At 61.7% G+C, this 16,872-nt stretch carries 10 protein-coding genes; all 10 read left to right on the plus strand.

All coding sequences use genetic code 11. The features are described from left to right. Positions 1–83 precede the first annotated feature (83 nt). The 10 genes from RIN49_RS14790 to RIN49_RS14835 all read left to right on the plus strand — a co-directional run bounded on the left by RIN49_RS14790 (position 84) and on the right by RIN49_RS14835 (position 16,872). Complete coding sequence (locus tag RIN49_RS14790) at positions 84–1,265, plus strand: galactokinase (protein WP_309120936.1); 1,182 nt, start codon at positions 84–86, stop codon at positions 1,263–1,265. After that, the gene (gene galE / locus RIN49_RS14795) at positions 1,253–2,254 is read left to right on the plus strand and encodes a UDP-glucose 4-epimerase GalE (protein WP_309120937.1); all 1,002 of its coding nucleotides are present in this window, start codon (positions 1,253–1,255) and stop codon (positions 2,252–2,254) included. Before RIN49_RS14790 ends, galE begins: the two co-directional genes overlap by 13 nt. Then, complete coding sequence (locus RIN49_RS14800) at positions 2,251–3,816, plus strand: UDP-glucose--hexose-1-phosphate uridylyltransferase (protein ID WP_309120938.1); 1,566 nt, start codon at positions 2,251–2,253, stop codon at positions 3,814–3,816. The genes galE and RIN49_RS14800 overlap by 4 nt, the downstream gene beginning before the upstream one ends. 62 nt (positions 3,817–3,878) lie before the next feature. Next, on the plus strand, positions 3,879–4,034 hold the full coding sequence (locus RIN49_RS14805; RefSeq protein ID WP_309120939.1) for a hypothetical protein: 156 nt from the start codon (positions 3,879–3,881) through the stop codon (positions 4,032–4,034). A 70-nt stretch (positions 4,035–4,104) separates the two neighbouring features. Beyond that, positions 4,105–5,001: a CPBP family intramembrane glutamic endopeptidase gene (locus tag RIN49_RS14810; protein WP_309120940.1), complete on the plus strand. Its 897-nt coding sequence runs from the start codon at positions 4,105–4,107 to the stop codon at positions 4,999–5,001. Positions 5,002–5,397: 396 nt separating this feature from the next. Beyond that, on the plus strand, positions 5,398–10,518 hold the full coding sequence (locus RIN49_RS14815) for an Ig-like domain-containing protein (RefSeq protein ID WP_309120941.1): 5,121 nt from the start codon (positions 5,398–5,400) through the stop codon (positions 10,516–10,518). Positions 10,519–10,646: 128 nt separating this feature from the next. Further along, complete coding sequence (locus RIN49_RS14820; RefSeq protein WP_309120942.1) at positions 10,647–12,347, plus strand: response regulator; 1,701 nt, start codon at positions 10,647–10,649, stop codon at positions 12,345–12,347. A 12-nt stretch (positions 12,348–12,359) separates the two neighbouring features. Further along, entirely contained in the window at positions 12,360–14,087 is a 1,728-nt protein-coding gene (locus RIN49_RS14825) for a sensor histidine kinase (RefSeq protein WP_309120943.1), read from the plus strand. A gap of 113 nt (positions 14,088–14,200) precedes the next feature. Further along, positions 14,201–15,865, plus strand: a complete 1,665-nt coding sequence (locus RIN49_RS14830) for an extracellular solute-binding protein (RefSeq protein ID WP_309120944.1) — start codon at positions 14,201–14,203, stop codon at positions 15,863–15,865. Between the two features lie 149 nt (positions 15,866–16,014). Then, complete coding sequence (locus tag RIN49_RS14835; RefSeq protein ID WP_309120994.1) at positions 16,015–16,872, plus strand: ABC transporter permease; 858 nt, start codon at positions 16,015–16,017, stop codon at positions 16,870–16,872.

Below are 16,872 nucleotides of genomic sequence, written 5' to 3' on the forward strand. Positions count from 1 at the left end.
CATCGCTCCATGGCGCGGGGCGAAGAAGTTTCTTATACTGGGGATAAGAGAAACCAAAACCGAAGCAAAGGACGGATCTTCCCATGGCGGATTTCCAGCAATTGAAAGAAGAGTTCCTGCGTCTGTTCGGCGGACCGGCGGAAGGCATCCAAGGCTTCCACGCGCCGGGTCGCGTCAATCTGATCGGCGAGCACACGGATTACAACGGCGGATATGTGTTTCCGGCGGCGCTCACGTTCGGCACCGCGATGCTCGCGCGGCCGCGCGGCGATCGCTCGCTCGGCCTTGCATCGACGAACTTCCCGGGATCGGTGAAACATTTTTCCATAGACGAACTGGTCTATGACGAAGCGGACGACTGGATGAACTACCCGAAGGGGATGGCGGCGTTCCTGCAGCAAGAAGGCTTATCCTTCTCCCGCGGCTACGACGTCCTGTTCTCCGGGGCGATTCCGAACGGAGCGGGCCTCTCCTCCTCGGCGTCGATCGAAGTCGTGACCGGCTTCGGCCTGATGGCGATGGAAGGCGTCGACCCGATCGACACCGTGAAGCTCGCGCTGCTCGCCCAGAAGGTCGAAAACCGATTCGTCGGCGTCAACTGCGGCATCATGGATCAGTTCGCCGTCGCGAACGGCAAGAAGGACCACGCGATCCTGCTCATGTGCGACACGCTCGAATACGACCTCGTGCCGTTCAACAGCGGCGCTTACAAGCTCGTCATCTCGAACACGAACAAGCGCCGAGGCCTCGTCGACTCCGAGTACAACACGCGCCGTTCGCAATGCGAGCAAGCGGTCCAGGCGCTGCAATCGCGCATTCCGGGCCTCAAATTACTCGGCGAGCTGACGCTCGCGCAATTCGAAGCGAACGAGGACGCGATCGTCGACGCGGAAGTGCGCAAGCGGGCGCGCCACGTCGTCGAAGAGATCGACCGCGTGAAGCGGGCGGTGGCCGCGCTGCGCGAAGACGATCTGATCGGCTTCGGCGCCTTGATGAACGGCTCGCACGAGAGTCTGCGCGACTTGTACGAGGTCAGCTGCAAGGAACTCGACGTGCTCGTGGAAGAGGCGCGCGCCATCGAAGGCACGCTCGGCTCCCGCATGACGGGCGCCGGCTTCGGCGGCTGCACGGTGTCGCTCGTGCATGAGGATTCGATCGAGAAATTTAAGGCGCAGGTCGGAAAGAACTATACGGAGCGTACGGGACTCGCGGCGGCGTTCTACGTCGCGGATATCGGAGACGGGGTGAAAGCATGGCGGTCTTAGTAACGGGAGGAGCCGGATACATCGGCTCGCATACGGTGGCGGAGCTGCTGGCGCTCGGCGAGGACGTCGTCGTCGTCGACAGCCTGGAGACGGGACATCGGGAAGCGGTGCTCGGAGGCAAGCTGTACGTCTGCGATCTTCGCGACGAGGCGGCCATGAAGAAGGTGTTCGCGGAAAACGATATCGACGCCGTCATCCACTTCGCCGCGAATTCGCTCGTCGGCGAGAGCATGACGAATCCGGGCAAATATTATCATAACAACGTATACGGCACGTTGTGTCTGCTCGAGCGGATGCAGGAAGCCGGCGTGAAGCGCATCGTCTTCTCGTCGACGGCGGCGACGTACGGCAATCCGGAGCGGGTGCCGATCGAAGAGAGCGACCGGACGGAGCCGACGAACGCGTACGGCGAGACGAAGCTCGCGATGGAGCGCATGATGCGATGGTTCGACACGGCGCACGGCATGAAGTACGTGTCGCTGCGGTACTTCAACGCGGCGGGCGCGCACGAAAGCGGCAAGATCGGCGAAGACCATCAGCCCGAGACGCATCTCGTGCCGGTCGTGCTGCAGGTCGCGCTTGGGACACGCGAAGCGATCTCGATGTTCGGCGACGACTACCCGACGCCGGACGGCACGTGCATCCGCGATTATATCCACGTGCAGGACCTCGCCGACGCGCATGTGCTCGCGGTGAAGAAGCTGCGCGAGGGCGGCGAGAGCGGCGTGTATAATCTTGGAAGCGGACGCGGCTACTCCGTGCGCGAGGTCGTCGAGGTCGCGCGCCGCGTCACGGGCCGCCCGATCCCGGCGAAGGTCGAGCCGCGCCGCGCGGGCGACCCGGCCATTCTCGTCGCTTCGTCGGCGCGCACCGTAGCGGAGCTCGGCTGGCAGCCGAAGCGCGAGTCGCTCGAGGACATTATCGCGAGCGCGTGGAGCTGGCATCAGGCGCATCCGAACGGCTACGGCGACGGAGGCGAGCGCTCATGACGGCGGACGCGCGCGGCGGCATCGACGCCGCCTACGAGGTCGAGCGGCTGCTGCAGTACGCGCTGCAGAAGCGGCTCATCGAGCCGCTCGACCTCGCGTATTCGCGCAACGCGCTGCTCGAGCTGCTCCGACTCGTCGAGCCGTACGCCGGCGCCGCGCCGGAGGAGGCGCTCGACTCGCCCGTCGAGCCGCTCGAGCGGCTGCTCGATTACGCGGCCGAAGCGGGCATCCTCGAGGAAAATACGCTGACGCATCGCGACCTGTTCGACACGCGGCTGATGGGCTGCCTCATGCCGCGGCCGTCCGAGGTCGTCCGGGAGTTCCGGAGTATCGCCGGCAGCGCCGACGTGCAGGCGGCGACCGACCGCTTCTACGCGATGTCGATCGACGCGGCGTACATTCGGATGGACCGCATCCGCCGCAATCTGTACTGGCGGACGCCGACGGACTTCGGCGAGCTCGAAATTACGGTGAACCTGTCCAAGCCGGAGAAGGATCCGCGGGAAATCGCGCTACTGAAGAACGCGCCGTCGGTCGCGTATCCGAAGTGTCTTCTGTGCGCGGACAACGTCGGCTACGCGGGACGGCTCAATCATCCGGCCCGGCAAAACCTGCGCGTCATCCCGCTGAAGCTGGACGGGGAGGATTGGTTTTTCCAATATTCGCCGTACGTGTATTACAACGAGCACAGCATCATTTTCCATAGCGGTCATGTGCCCATGCAAATATCGGATCGGACGTTCGATCGGCTGCTCGACTTCCTCGACCAGTTCCCGCATTACTTCATCGGCTCGAACGCGGATTTGCCGATCGTCGGCGGATCGATCTTGAACCACGATCACTTCCAGGGCGGACGCCATGCGTTCCCCGAGGAGAAGGCGCCGATCGCGCGGACGTTCGCGCATCCGGAGCTGCCGGACGTGCGGGCGGGTATCGTGAAGTGGCCGATGTCCGTCGTGCGGCTCGTCTCGTTCAACCGGGTGCAGCTGCGCAAAGCCGCCGTTACGATGCTGGCCGCATGGCGGGCGTACAGCGACGAGTCGGCAGACATTCGCGCCTTCACCGGCGAGACGCCGCACAATACGATTACCCCGATCGCTCGGCTGACGGCGAACGGCGAATACGAGCTCGATCTCGTGCTGCGTAACAACCGTACGACCGAGGAGCATCCGGAAGGGCTCTTCCACCCGCATCGCGAGTTGCACCACGTGAAGAAGGAAAACATCGGCCTGATCGAGGTCATGGGACTCGCGGTGCTGCCGGGGCGGCTGAAGGAAGAGCTCGAAGCGATCGCCGCGCTGCTTACGGGGCAGTCCTCTGACGAAGCCTGGAGGGCGGACGCCGATCATGCGCTGCACAAGCATGCGGCTTGGATCGATCGGCTGCTCGACGCGCACGGAACGGCGCTGTCCGCATCGGACGCGGAGCGGCTACTGCAGGACGAGGTCGGCGGCATCTTCCTTCGCGTCTTGACGGACGCGGGGGTGTATAAGCAAGACGAGAAGGGACAGGCGGCGTTCGCCGCGTTCCTCGCGTCGATGGGATATCGCGACAACCGGTAAACGGCATGCATGATCCGCCCTCCCTCGCGAGATGCTAAGGGAAAAGTTGGAGGGTGGAGCGAATGGATCCGCAAGACGTCATTCCGGGCCGGCGCGTCGAGATCGACGGCTTCGGCGAAGGCACGATCGTCGGCGGCGAAGACGACGAAGTCGAAATCGCCGTCTCCGAGGTCGAGACGGTGCGCGTCCGGCCGGAGAAGCTGGACCCGCCGGAGTGAATTCGAAGCCCCCGTTTGGTATGATTAGGAAGCTTTCTTACCTAATCGATATCGAACGGGGGTTTCTTCGATGTGGAAAACAACGGGCAAAGTGCTGCTCGCCGCGGTTCTGTTTCTTGTTCTGAATCTACTCGTCAGCGCGGGGATCGGCCTCGTCGCCGCGATCGCGGACGCGGCGCGGAACGCCGGAAACGTGACGCCCGAAAGCATTACGGAGCTGCTGCAGTCGAATCCATGGCTCCGAACCGCGTCCTTCGCTTTGAGCGCCGCAAGCGGCGTCGCGACGGCGGCGATTTTGTATTACGCTATGGAGCGGGAGCGGACGTGGACGCTCGGGTGGAGGCAGCGCGATTGGCTGCCGAAGGGGCTGCTCGGGTTGGCGCTCGGCGCGCTGTTGATCGTGCTGGCGTTCCTGATCGCGTGGATCGCGGGCGGCATCGCCGTCGTCGACGCCGTTCTGACGTCGGACGTCGTCGTCGCGCTGCTGTTCGACGTCGTTCTGTTCGCTTCCGTCGCCGTCGGGGAAGAGGTGTTCAGCCGAGGGTACGTGTACGGAGTCGTCCGCCGGTCGGGCGGCGTCGTCGCCGCGGTGGTCGCGTCGTCGGCGCTGTTCGCGCTGTTCCATATGAACAACCCGGCCGTCCTGTCGAACGCGTTCCCGATGCTCAACCTCGTGCTCGCCGGCGTCATGCTGGCGCTGCTTCGCGAGTGGAGCGGCGGGCTGTGGGCGCCGATCGGCGCCCATCTGACGTGGAACTTCGTGCAGGGCGACGTGCTCGGCATGGCGGTGTCCGGCGTGGAGACGCCTTCGATTTTGCGGGTCGAGTCGCTGAACGACTTCGTGTCCGGCGGCGCCTTCGGCTTGGAGGGCAGCTTCGCGGTTACGCTCGTAACCGCGGGCGCATCGCTCTGGCTGGCGCTCGCGATCCGGAAGCGGGGGGCGTCCGCGTCGGCGGGGCTTTCCTAAGCTGGTTTCTTACCGCTCAGGAGCAAGGAGGACCGTCCGTGAATTCGGACGGTTCTTTTTCTTTTGGCGTTGTCGGCGGCGAATGTAAAAGTGCAGGTATTCGGGCGGGAAAAAACGCGCGACGGCCGAATGCCTGCAAAAATACAGTTCATTCGGCCGGTTCGCTTCTCGGTAGGTGAGAATAGCTGCAGTTTTGCAGGCAGCGTGGCGTTTCGCGGTTGTTGAAGCATATATAACTGCACTTATGCAGGCGGCGGGCGCGAAACCCGCATTTCGTCGAACAAGTAGACAAAGGTACAGAAAGTATATTTTCTACGATAGAGTTTGCTCGGTCGACCCTTTAGTATTTACATTGAAGAAAGCGCTTCATATTTGGGCGTAGGGGGAATCGGGCGAATGGGCTTCGAGCGGAAGGCATGGATGGCGGCTGCGTTGGCGGCGTGCGTGTTGGCGACGGGGACGGCGGCCCCGGCGCCGGCGCAGGCATCCGGGAAGGTGTCGCAGTCGACGGCGCTGGCATCGGGGACGGCGGCGCCGGATGAATCGGCGGTCGCGGCGATCGATACGGCGGAAGGGGGTGGGATGACGATGGCGGCGTCGGAAGTCGCGGCGACGAGAGGCCCGCTTGCGGGGACGGACGGCTTGGGACGGACGCTCCCCGACTACCGGGCGACTTCGCTGCCCCGGGAGGAACGATCCGTCGGGGTGTTCTACGTCCTGTGGCACGGCTCGAACGATCATCGGGAGTACAAGAACATCTATAACAATTCGGAGGTGCTGGCGGCGGATCCGACGGCGCCGGACCGTCCCGACAGCGGGGCGTGGCCGGGGCCGGGACATTTCGCGTATTGGGGAGAGCCGTTGTTCGGTTATTACCGGTCCGACGACGCTTGGGTCGTAAGGAAGCATATTCAGATGCTGTCCGACGCGGACGTCGATTACCTGCTGCTCGATACCTCCAACAATGAAATTTACAAGCCTCAAGCGGAATTGATCATGCGGACGATCGCGGAGTTTCAGCTGCAGGGGGGAGACGCCCCGCAGGTGGCTTTCATGACGCATACGAATTCTTCCGCGACGATGGACGAAATTTACGAGACGTTTTATGCGGACGATGCGCCGTATCGTTTTCCAAGCACCTGGTTTTATTGGGACGGCAAGCCCCTCATTATGGGGGAGGCGCCTTCCGCGAAAGCGAGCGAGTTCTTCACGTTCCGGTACGCGCAGTGGCCGAACGAACCGAAGCAACCCGCGAACGGGTGGGACTGGATCAGCTTCGACCGCCCGCAGCGCATCAATTACAACGATCGAGGGGAGAAGGAGCAAATCTCCGTATCCGTCGCGCAAAACTCGGGCGAATCCGCGATATTCAGTTATACGGCTTGGTATAACCGGGACGATCCGCCGTCCAAGAGCCGGAACTATCATGACGGCGCCGAGGATGAGACGCCTGGCGCGGTCGATTACGGTCATAACATTCAAGAGCAATGGGATTATGCGATCGAACAAGATCCGAAGACGATTCTCGTGCTGGAGTGGAACGAATGGATCGCCGGGAACTGGGCGGCCCGCGCCAGCGATCCCCTCGTCTTCTACGACGTCGTGGATCAGCGCTGGAGCCGCGACATGGAACCGATGGCCGGCGGCTATGAGGACCATTATTATATGCAGCTCGTGCAAAACATCAGACGGTATAAAGGGGTACAGCCGCCCGCCGCGCCTACGCCGGGGAAGACGATCGACATCGACGGCGACTTCGGACAATGGAGCGACGTCGGCCCCGCGTACAAAGACTATACGGGCGATACGGCGGCCAGACATCATGTCGGGACGGACCGCCTGATTTACCGCAACGAAACGGGACGGAACGATATCGACGTCATGAAAGTGACGGCGGACGACGCAAATCTATACTTCTACGTCCGAACCGTCGAGGAGCTGACTCCTTCGACCGATCCGAATTGGATGACGCTGCTCCTCAATGCGGACGGCGACGGAAGGACCGGATGGAACGGATACGACTACGCGTTGAATCGGACCGGCGTCGGGGACGGCGTAACGACGCTGGAGCGGAGCGGCGGCGGTTGGAGCTGGCAGACGGCGTCGGATCGAATCCGATATCGCGCCGCGGGGAACGAGCTGATGGCGGCGATTCCGAAGGCGGCTTTAAGCGGCTTATCCGATCCGCTGCGGCTGGAGTTTAAGTGGGCCGATCATTGGCGGAACGACGACAGCGTCCTTGACTTCTATCAGTATGGCGACGCGGCGCCGGAGGGCCGATTCAACTTCGTGTTTGACGCGGGGGTTCACCCGGCTCGGGTCGAGCAGGCGCCGCAGGCGGTATCGGAGATCCCGGCCGCAAGCGACGGGTTTTTCCGGATCGAGGACCACGACCATTCGCCGGAATACAAAGCATTCGTTCATCCGAACCCGAGCGGGTGGGTGACCGTACCGGATGCGGCCAGCTCGGGGGGCTCTTATTCCTACGTGCACAACCCGGAGGCGAGGGCGGACAATCATTTCCGCAACTTCGTCCGCGCGGGCTTCGACGGGCACAGCGTTCGATGGGGCACGGTCAAAGCGCCGGACGGCGCGGAGGCCGAAATTTTCATCGACGGACTGTCGCAAGGGGTCGTAAACCTGTATAGTCCGACGGTCGAAAAGCAGGCGGTCGCTTTCGAAAAGTACGGACTGCCGGAAGGTCGCCACGAAATCATGGTCGTTTGGCTTCCGCAAAGCGGCACGTATTCCCACGATTATTTCGAATACGGCCGCGGAAGCGTCGAAGCGCCGCCCCAGCCGGCAGGGAACATCGCGCTGCAAGCGTACGCCGAGGCGTCTTCGTTCGAGCCGGAGAAGTTTTTCGCGGCGAACGCCGCGCAGGCGAACGACGGCGACCCGAGCACCTATTGGCGCGCCGGCGGGACGGCCGGGGAATGGCTGGAGCTTCGGTTCGGCAGAGCCGTATCGTTCGATACCGTCGAGCTGCTGCCGAAAATGGATCGGTCGACGATCGCCGAGTACGAGGTTCAAGTGTGGGACGGCTCGGGGTGGTCGGCCGCAGCCTTCGGCGGCACATTGACGGAGCGGACGACGCTCTCGATCGCGGCCGTCGCGACGGATCGGGTCAGACTGCATATTCCGTCCAGCGTCGGAGGAGCGCCCGAGTTGTATGAATTCCGGGTGTCGCACAGCGCCTCCCCGGGCGGAGAGCCCGCCGGACCGCGCACGAACTGGGAGTTTAAGACGAACGCGGAAGGCTGGAGCGGCGCGGGAGGGCTCGAAGCGATCGGTTGGAAGAGCGGCGGAGCGATCGCGGGCGGCGTTACCGGCGCAAGCGCGCGGCTCGTCTCGCCGGATGCGCTGAACGTTTCGGCCGACGACTATCGGGTCGTACGGATGAAGCTGCGGAACGGGACGCCGGCCGGGAGCGGGCGGTTGTACTTTATTACGACGGCGGACGCCGCATGGAACGAAGCGAAGAGCGTCCCGATCGCCTTGAAGCCGAACGATGCGGGCTACAGCGAATACACGGTCGATTTGAGCGCCGCGCCGGCCTGGAGCGGAACGATTCGGCAGCTGGCCGTGGAGCTGTCCAACGAAGCGGGCGGCGGAACGGCAGGCTTGGATTATGTGCGGCTGCTGCCTTCGAGGGCGATCGCTTCGTGGAGCTTCGACGCGGACGCCGAAAGCTGGCATTCCTCCGAAGGCGTGTCCGGTTTCGGTTGGAACCCTGCCGGGTATGTGGAAGGCACGTTGGGAGCCGCAGGGGGCGAGGTGTCGTCGCCTGATTCGGTGAAGGCGGATATCAACAACCATTCGACCGTGAAACTGAAACTTCGGAACGGGACGCCGGCGTCGTCGGCGACGCTGTATTTCGCGACGGACGCGAACCCGGCGTTCGACGAATCGCGCAGCAAGCGCTTCGACCTCGTCGCGCAAGACGACCGGTTCAGGGAATACCGCGTGGAGATGAGCGCGGTCCCGGGCTGGAACGGCGTGCTGAAGCAGCTGAAGCTGCGCTGGGACGGAACGGAAACCGGCGGCTCCATCGCGCTGGATGAGCTCCGCGTGCAGCCGTTCGAGCTGACGGAGCTGGGCACGAAGTCGGCGTGGGAGTTCTCCGAGGGGTCGGAAGGCTGGGGGCAGGCCGGCGGCATGAGCGGCTTCGGCTGGCGGGAAGGCGGATACGTGGGCGGGCAAATCAACCACCCCGACCCGCAGTTCTACTCGCCGGACGGCCTGTGGCTCGATCTTACGGGCAAGAAGAGCGTTCGCTTCCGGATGCAAACCGATGCGCCGGCCGGTACGACCGGAAAATTGTATTTCACGACGCTGAACGGCACCGGCTTCAGCGAAGGGAACAGCAAAGCGTTCGCGATCGCCGGGAACGGCGGCGAGTTCGCGGAGTATACGCTCGATATGTCCGGCGTATCCGGCTGGAACGGCGTGTTGAAGCAGCTGCGCTTCGACCCGGCGGAAGGGATCGACAGCGGGTCGTTCCTGCTCGATTATATCCGGATCGTCGATTTTACGGTTCTGCCGGTCTCCGCGACGACGACGGCAGGCGTCGCGCCCTCGCTGCCGACGACCGTCGTCGAAACCTATGCGGACGGACGTCAAGCGGAAGTGCCGGTCGCCTGGGAACCCATCGACCCGTCGAAGTACGCCTCCGCCGGCTTCTTCACGGTTAAGGGCATGGTCGCGGGGACGGAGCCGTACGAAGTGCACGCTTCGGTAACGGTGCTGAATCTGGCGTCGAGCTGGGAGTTTACCGACAGCGCGGAGGGCTGGGGCAACGCGTTCGGCATCAGCGGCTTCGGCTGGAAAGAAGGCGGTTATTTACGGGGAGACCATGTATGGTACGGCGACGCGCAATTTTTCTCGCCCGACGGCCTTCAGCTGCCGCTGGCAGGGAAGACGATCGTGAGGATCGGTCTTCGGAACGGGACGCCGAGCTCGCAGGGCACCTTCTTCTTCGCGACGAACGACAGTCCGTCGTTCGACGCCGCGAAGAGCAAGGCGATACCTCTCGTCGCGAACGATGCCGGCGTGACGGAATACGTGCTGGATCTGTCGACCGTTCCGGGATGGACCGGGGTGCTGAAGCAAATTCGCTTCGACCCGGTCGATGGGGCGACGGAAGGCGCCTTCCTGCTCGATTACGTTCGAATCGAAGCTCCCGTCGTCGGCGTCTCGCCCGTTTACGCAACGACGACGCTTAAGACCGCGCCGGCGCTGCCCGATACGGTGACCGCGTCCTTCGCGGACGGCAGCGAGCAGCCGGTCCCGGTCGTCTGGGAGGACATCGATCCAGAAGCGTATAAGACGCCGGGCAGCTTCACCGCGTACGGCGCCGTACCGGGTACCGGCATCCGGGCCGAGGCGGTCGTGACCGTCACCGGCAACGGCCACGGCCACGGGAACGGGCAAGGTCACGACAAGGGCCATGGCGACGAGAACGGAAACGGGAACGGCTACGGCCATGGAAATCGCGGCAATGAGGAAAATCCGTAACCGGCGTTGACCGTACTCCCCGCATCCCCGATAATTGGGAAAGACTGCCGGGGCCGTCCAGAGTGTTGCCGACACTCGGGCGGCCCTGTCTTTATATGTAAATAAACCATCGCGTACGGAGGGGTCCCATGCTTCGACTGTTGATCGTGGACGACGAAGCGATATTGCTGGACGGGCTGGTCGAATTGTTTCAATCCCTGAATACGCTGGAGCTAGAAGTGTACAGGGCGAGTTCGGCCATGCAGGCGCTGAGAACGATGGAACAAGACAAGATCGACATCGTCTTAACCGATATTCGAATGCCCGAGATGAGCGGCTTGGAGCTGTTCGATCGCATCCGCGTCCGATGGCCGCGCTGCAAGGTCGTGTTCCTGACGGGCTACGACGATTTCCATTATATCCAAGAGGTGCTTCGCAAGGGCGGCGTCGACTACGTCCTAAAGATGGATGGCGACGACGAAATTATCCGCGCCGTGGCGAATGCGATGGAAGCGCTTCATCGGGATCTGGAGCACGAGCGCTTCATCGAGGAGGCGCGTCGGCAAATCCGCGCAATGCTGCCGGTAAGGCAGCGGGAATATGTCCATCAGCTGCTCTTAGGCGAGCCGGCGACGCCGGAGCGGCTGCGGCAGCGGTTCGAGGAGCTCGAAATTCCGTTATCGGCGCACGGTTCCTTGTTTATGGTGATCGGCCGGGTCGACCGGTGGACGGCCTCGACGGGGAGCGAGCCGGAGACGGAGGAGGCGCCGCAGGCCAAAGCGGTCCGTCCTACGGACCGCGCGCTTCTCTCGTATGCGATCCGAAACATCGCGCAGGAGTTCCTGCCGTGGGACGCGCTGCTGGCCGTCTCCCTCGACGATGCGACGCTGCTGTGGCTTATTCAACCCGCCGTCGAAACCGGGACGCCGCCCGGGGAGCCGGACGCTTCCGAGAGACAGCTGCAGGACGCGCTGGAATCGACCCAACGGGCCGCGAAGCAGTTCCTCCGGCTGGAGCTCAGCTTCGTCGGCAGCGGCCGGTTCGAATGGGTGGAGATCGAACGCGTCTACGACCGCTTGACGCGGCTGCGCCGCCGGGGAGCCGGCATCGGGGAAGAAATTTCGTATTTGAGCGGCGAACGGTGCGCCGACGGTCAAGCGGAAGATCACGCGTTCGACATTCGGTCCCGGCTGAAGCGGTTCGTCTTCCTCGAGACGTATTTGGACAACGGGCAGGAGAGCGAATTCATGGAATCGCTTCACGACTTGATGGGCGCGGTGGACGAGGGCAAGACGCCGCTGCCCTTGCAATACGAGGTATTCCAGAAGCTATCCTCCTTATTTCTGTCTTATTTGAATCGGTTCGAAGGCGAGAGCGGGGGTTCCGACGTCGCTCTCGCGTTCGAACCGTTCGAGCCGTTGACTCGGTTCGACCGGCACGCCTCTTGGGCGGATGCGCATCATTATTTCGAGCGGCTGGCGAGGGAGCTGTTTCTCGCGAGGAAGCGGAGGCAGGATAACCGCGGACTGGAAATCGTCGAGACGTTGAACCATTATATCGAGCACCATCTCGCCGGCGACCTGTCGCTCGGGGCGTTAGCTCGGATCGTATACTTAAATCCGGCCTATTTGTCTCGTTTGTATAAGCGAGTCAGCGGCATCGGCGTATCCGAACGCGTCACCGAGAAGAGGATTCATAAGGCGAAGGAACTGCTGCGATCGACGGACCTGAAAATCCAAGACATCGCGACGGCGGTCGGCCTCGACTCGCCCTCGTACTTCGCGCGGCTGTTCAAGCGGCTGAACAATATGTCGCCTCAGGAGTACCGAGAGTCCGCGCTGTCCGGATAAGGAGGAGCAACCATGGAAGCAGGCTCGCTGCTGCAATCGACCTATACGAAGCTTCTCGTCACGCTGCTATGCGTCGTTATGCCGCTCTACATCGTCAGCTTGCAGATCAATCACTCCGACGCCGAGAGCGTACGGGAGGGGATCAGCGAATCGATTCGGTCGCAGGCGCATTTCTACTTGAGCAGCTTGGAGCAAGAGTTCGACCAGACGATCCGGTTCCAGCAGGAGCTCGGCATGAACAAGGACCTGGACACGCTTAGCAACGCGTCGGAGATTTTATCCAACGAGGGCAAGCGAAGCGCGATCTTGTCCGTGCAGCAGCAGCTGATCCAACTCAAGTTCTCCAACCGGTTCATCGAAAATACGAAAGCGTACATCCCCTCGCTCGGCAGCATGATCGCGGCGAATCAGCCGTACTTCGACATGTCGGAGGAGGAATACGCGGCGATGCGCGCGGTGTCGGACTCGTTCGTCTCCCCGTTCATTTATTGGCGCGGCCGGTTATTTATCAGTTACATGAATCCTCTGCTTCTCGAAGGGACCGAGCCGCCGTTCCTGCTCAGCGTCGAAATCAACATCGGGAAAATCAAGGAGACGCTCAATCAGTTTAAATACAATGGCGCCGGAGGCGCCGCGCTCGCGAGCTTCAAGGGCGAGTGGGCGTTCGCAAACGAGGCGGACGATCCGGTCATGGCTCGCTTGATCGAGCTTGTGCAAGGCGGCGCGGCGGAGCCGTCCGGCATGGGCACGCTCGTCTTGGACCGGTCGAACTATTTGTATTATTACGAGCCGTCGGATCAGATCGGAGCCAACTTCGTCGTATACGTGCCGGAAGACGAGGTGTTCGGCCCCTTGGAGCGAAATCGGCGGCGCATTTGGTATTTGTCGATCTTCTCGCTGCTGTTGATCGCAGCCATCTCCGCCGTCGTATATCGGCTGATCCATCGCCCGCTGCGCAAGCTGATGGTGGCGTTCCGCGACGTCGGGAACGGCCAATTCAACACCGTCATCGAACGAACCGAACGCGACGAATTCGCATATTTATACCGGCATTTCAACCAAACCGTCCGGAAGCTGCAAGAGCTCGTGTACGAAGTGTTCGAACAAAAATACCGAACGCAGCATGCGGAGTTGAAGCAGCTTCAATCGCAGATCAATCCGCATTTTCTATACAACAGCTTCTTTACGATATTCCGGATGGCGAAGCTCGGAGACACGGAGCTCATTCAGCGGTTCACGCAATATTTGGCCGAGTATTATAAGTTCATTACGCGCGATTCCAGAGAGCTGATCCGCCTGTCGGAGGAAGCCGCCCACGCGAAGACGTACGTCGACATTCAACTGGTCCGCTTCGGGGATCGCATCGCGGTACGATTCGACGCCATTCCGGACTCGTTCGCCGAGCGGCTCGTGCCGAGGCTCATATTGCAACCGATCATCGAGAACGCGTTCATCCACGCGCTCGAGAATAAGGCACAGGACGGGTTGCTGCTGGTCGAATTCCTGGAACGGGGGAGCGGCTTGGTCGTCGTCGTGGAAGACAACGGCGCCGGTCTGACCGAAGCGGCGCTCGACGAGCTGCGTGCCAAGCTCGAGTCGGGGCGGGCGGAAGGGGAAACGACGGGGCTCGCGAACGTGCACCGCCGTCTCCGCGCCCGTTACGGCGAAGGCGCGGGCCTTGCGGTCGACCGGGGAGCCGGCGGCGGCCTGCGCGTCGAGATGAGGTTGCTCAACAAGTAGACAGAAGGCAAGGATGTAGAGAGATTATGATTTCGCTCCTTCCGCACGGGCGGTAGGATGAAGACAGATGATCATCTGCTTCCTAATTTCTGAATGAGCGAAGGGGACGGCCAATGAAAAAGATACTGTGGATGGCGGCACTCGTTTTATCGTTGCTCGTAAGCGCATGCAGCGGAGAAGGCGGCGAGACCGGCGGCGCCTCGAACGACCCGACGGGCGCAAGCGAACCGGGGACGGCCGAACCGGCTGCGGAGTCGAATACGGATCCGCTCGGCAAATACGATCCGCCGATCGTCGTGTCGACGGTTCGAAGCTTGAACAGCTCGATCAAGTTCGCGGAAGGCGAGTCGATCGACAACAATATTTGGTATCGCGGTTATAAAGACGACCTCGGCATCGAAGTGAAGAACGAGTGGAGCGTGCCGGACACGCAATTCGTTCAGAAGCTGAACGTTTCAGTCGCCTCGGGAGCGATTCCCGACATTACGCCGGTCGATCTCGCCCAGCTGCAGAAGCTGGTCGACGCGGATATGATCGAGGAGTTGACCTCCGTCTACGACGATTACGCGTCCGAGCTGACGAAGTCGATCATCGAGGGGGACGGAGGCAACGGTCTGACGGCCGCCACGTTCGACGGCAAAATCATGGCGATGCCGTCGACGGTGTCGACGCTGGACGGCACGAGCTTGATTTGGATCCGCAAGGATTGGCTCGACGCGGTCGGGCTGCCGGAGCCGAAGTCGCTCTCCGACATTCAGACCATCGCGAAGACCTTCGCGGAGAAGAAACCGTCGGGTCACGAGCGGACGTTCGGCATCGCGATCGAGAAGAACATCTTCTCGGGGTACGCCGGCATCGGGGGCCTTGCGGCCGGCTACGGCGCTTACCCGGAGGCTTGGTTGGAGAACGCGTCCGGCGAACTCGTCTATGGCTCCATCCAACCGGAGATGAAAGAAGCGCTCGGCATGCTGCAGGAGATGTTCAAGGCGGGATTGATCGACCCGGAATTCGGGGTTCAGGATGCGAACAAGGTGAACGAGATGGTCGCGTCCGGCCAAGTCGGCCTCGTGTACGGACAACACTGGAACGCGTTCTGGCCGCTGCCGGACAGCTTCAATAACGACAACAACGCGGACTGGACGCCTTATCCGCTCGTCTCGAAGGACGGCGGGCCGGCCAAGAGCATGCTCGGCAACGGACCGGCCGTCTTCTATGTAGCGAAGAAGGGGATGAAACACCCTGAGGCGCTTATCAAGCTGCTGAACTACAATCTTGAGAAGCAATACGGTCCGAACGGACGCGACATGGAGTTTCACGGGGATAACGTCATCCCGGCGTATATGTACGCCGCCGTCTACGCGCAGCATCCGCAGCAGAACATCAATATTTACCGCGACGTGGTCAAAGGGTTTGCAGCCGACAGCGGGGAGGGGCTCTCCTTCGACGGCAAAGACAACTTCGAGTCGATCAAGAAATACATGAACGGCGACAAGGCGTTCTGGGGCAGCTTTAAGTGGTCCGGCCCGGGCGGAGCGCTGAGCGTCGAGGATTACTACGACCAGCAAAACTTGACGGTTTCGAACGCGTTCCTCGGCGCGCCGACCGCCACGATGTTGACGAAAGGGACGACGCTCGACACGCTGGAACTCGAGACGTTCACGAAAATCATCATGAATACGGTCCCGCTGGATGAGTTCGATACGTTCGTCGAAAATTGGAAGAAGCTCGGCGGAGATGAAATCACGAAAGAAGTGAACGATTGGGCGTCGGCGAAATAACACGATCGATTCCCCTCCGGTCGGGGCTGCCCGAGCTTGACGCGGGGCAGCCCCGTTCCCTTCTCGCGACGGGAGCGGAGGATCGATGAACGGAGGTGGACCGCTTGCATAAACCGAAAAATCATCTGAGCGAAGCGCCGCTTCATTGGATGCTGCTGCCGGGCGTCCTCGTCATGCTTCTCTTCAGTTATTACCCGATGATCGGCATCGTCATCGCGTTCCAAAACTTCGTCCCGACCAAAGGGTTCTTCCGGTCCGACTTCGTCGGCTGGGCGCATTTCGAATTTTTGTTCCAGCTTCCCAACTTCTCGCAGGTGTTATGGAACACGGTATTCATCGCTTCCATGAAGATCGTTCTCGGGCTGCTCGTTCCGGTCGTCTTCGCGCTGCTGTTGAACGAAGTGCGCAAAGCGCTGTTCAAGCGGACGATCCAGACGGTCGTCTATTTGCCGCATTTTCTGTCGTGGGTCATTCTGGGCGGGGTGCTGATCGACATCCTGTCGCCCTCGACGGGCATCGTCAATGCGGCGTTGAAGCTGTTCGGCGCGGATCCGATCTTCTTCCTCGGCCATGAACGATGGTTCCCGTTCGTCCTCGTCGTCTCGGACGTGTGGAAGGAATTCGGCTTCTCCACGATCGTCTTCCTGGCCGCGATCACGTCCATCAACCCGACCTTGTACGAGGCGGCCCTCATGGACGGGGCGAACCGGTGGAAGCAAACTTGGCACGTCACGCTGCCGGGCATGCTGCCGATCATCGTGCTCATGTCGACGCTGAGCCTCGGCAACGTCTTGAACGCGGGCTTCGACCAGGTGTTCAACCTGTACAGTCCTCAAGTGTACAGCACCGGGGATATTATCGACACGCTCGTCTATCGGATCGGCCTCGTCGACGCGCAGTACAGCCTCGCCACGGCGGTCGGATTATTCAAGTCGATCGTCTCGCTCGTTCTGATCTCCGTCTCGTATTTCTTGGCCTATCGCTTGGCGAACTATCGGATTTTCTGA

It is taken from the genome of Paenibacillus sp., assembly GCF_031177825.1.
Classification (GTDB): domain Bacteria; phylum Bacillota; class Bacilli; order Paenibacillales; family YIM-B00363; genus Paenibacillus_AE.

Bases quoted from the DNA above. Each gene is read 5' to 3' on its own strand.
- RIN49_RS14790 (WP_309120936.1), top strand. From the start codon at position 84: ATGGCGGATTTCCAGCAATTGAAAGAAGAGTTCCTGCGTCTGTTCGGC.
- RIN49_RS14835 (WP_309120994.1), top strand. From the start codon at position 16,015: ATGCTGCTGCCGGGCGTCCTCGTCATGCTTCTCTTCAGTTATTACCCG.
- RIN49_RS14830 (WP_309120944.1), top strand. From the start codon at position 14,201: ATGAAAAAGATACTGTGGATGGCGGCACTCGTTTTATCGTTGCTCGTA.
- RIN49_RS14800 (WP_309120938.1), top strand. From the start codon at position 2,251: ATGACGGCGGACGCGCGCGGCGGCATCGACGCCGCCTACGAGGTCGAG.
- galE (WP_309120937.1), top strand. From the start codon at position 1,253: ATGGCGGTCTTAGTAACGGGAGGAGCCGGATACATCGGCTCGCATACG.
- RIN49_RS14825 (WP_309120943.1), top strand. From the start codon at position 12,360: ATGGAAGCAGGCTCGCTGCTGCAATCGACCTATACGAAGCTTCTCGTC.
- RIN49_RS14815 (WP_309120941.1), top strand. From the start codon at position 5,398: ATGGGCTTCGAGCGGAAGGCATGGATGGCGGCTGCGTTGGCGGCGTGC.
- RIN49_RS14810 (WP_309120940.1), top strand. From the start codon at position 4,105: ATGTGGAAAACAACGGGCAAAGTGCTGCTCGCCGCGGTTCTGTTTCTT.
- RIN49_RS14805 (WP_309120939.1), top strand. From the start codon at position 3,879: ATGGATCCGCAAGACGTCATTCCGGGCCGGCGCGTCGAGATCGACGGC.
- RIN49_RS14820 (WP_309120942.1), top strand. From the start codon at position 10,647: ATGCTTCGACTGTTGATCGTGGACGACGAAGCGATATTGCTGGACGGG.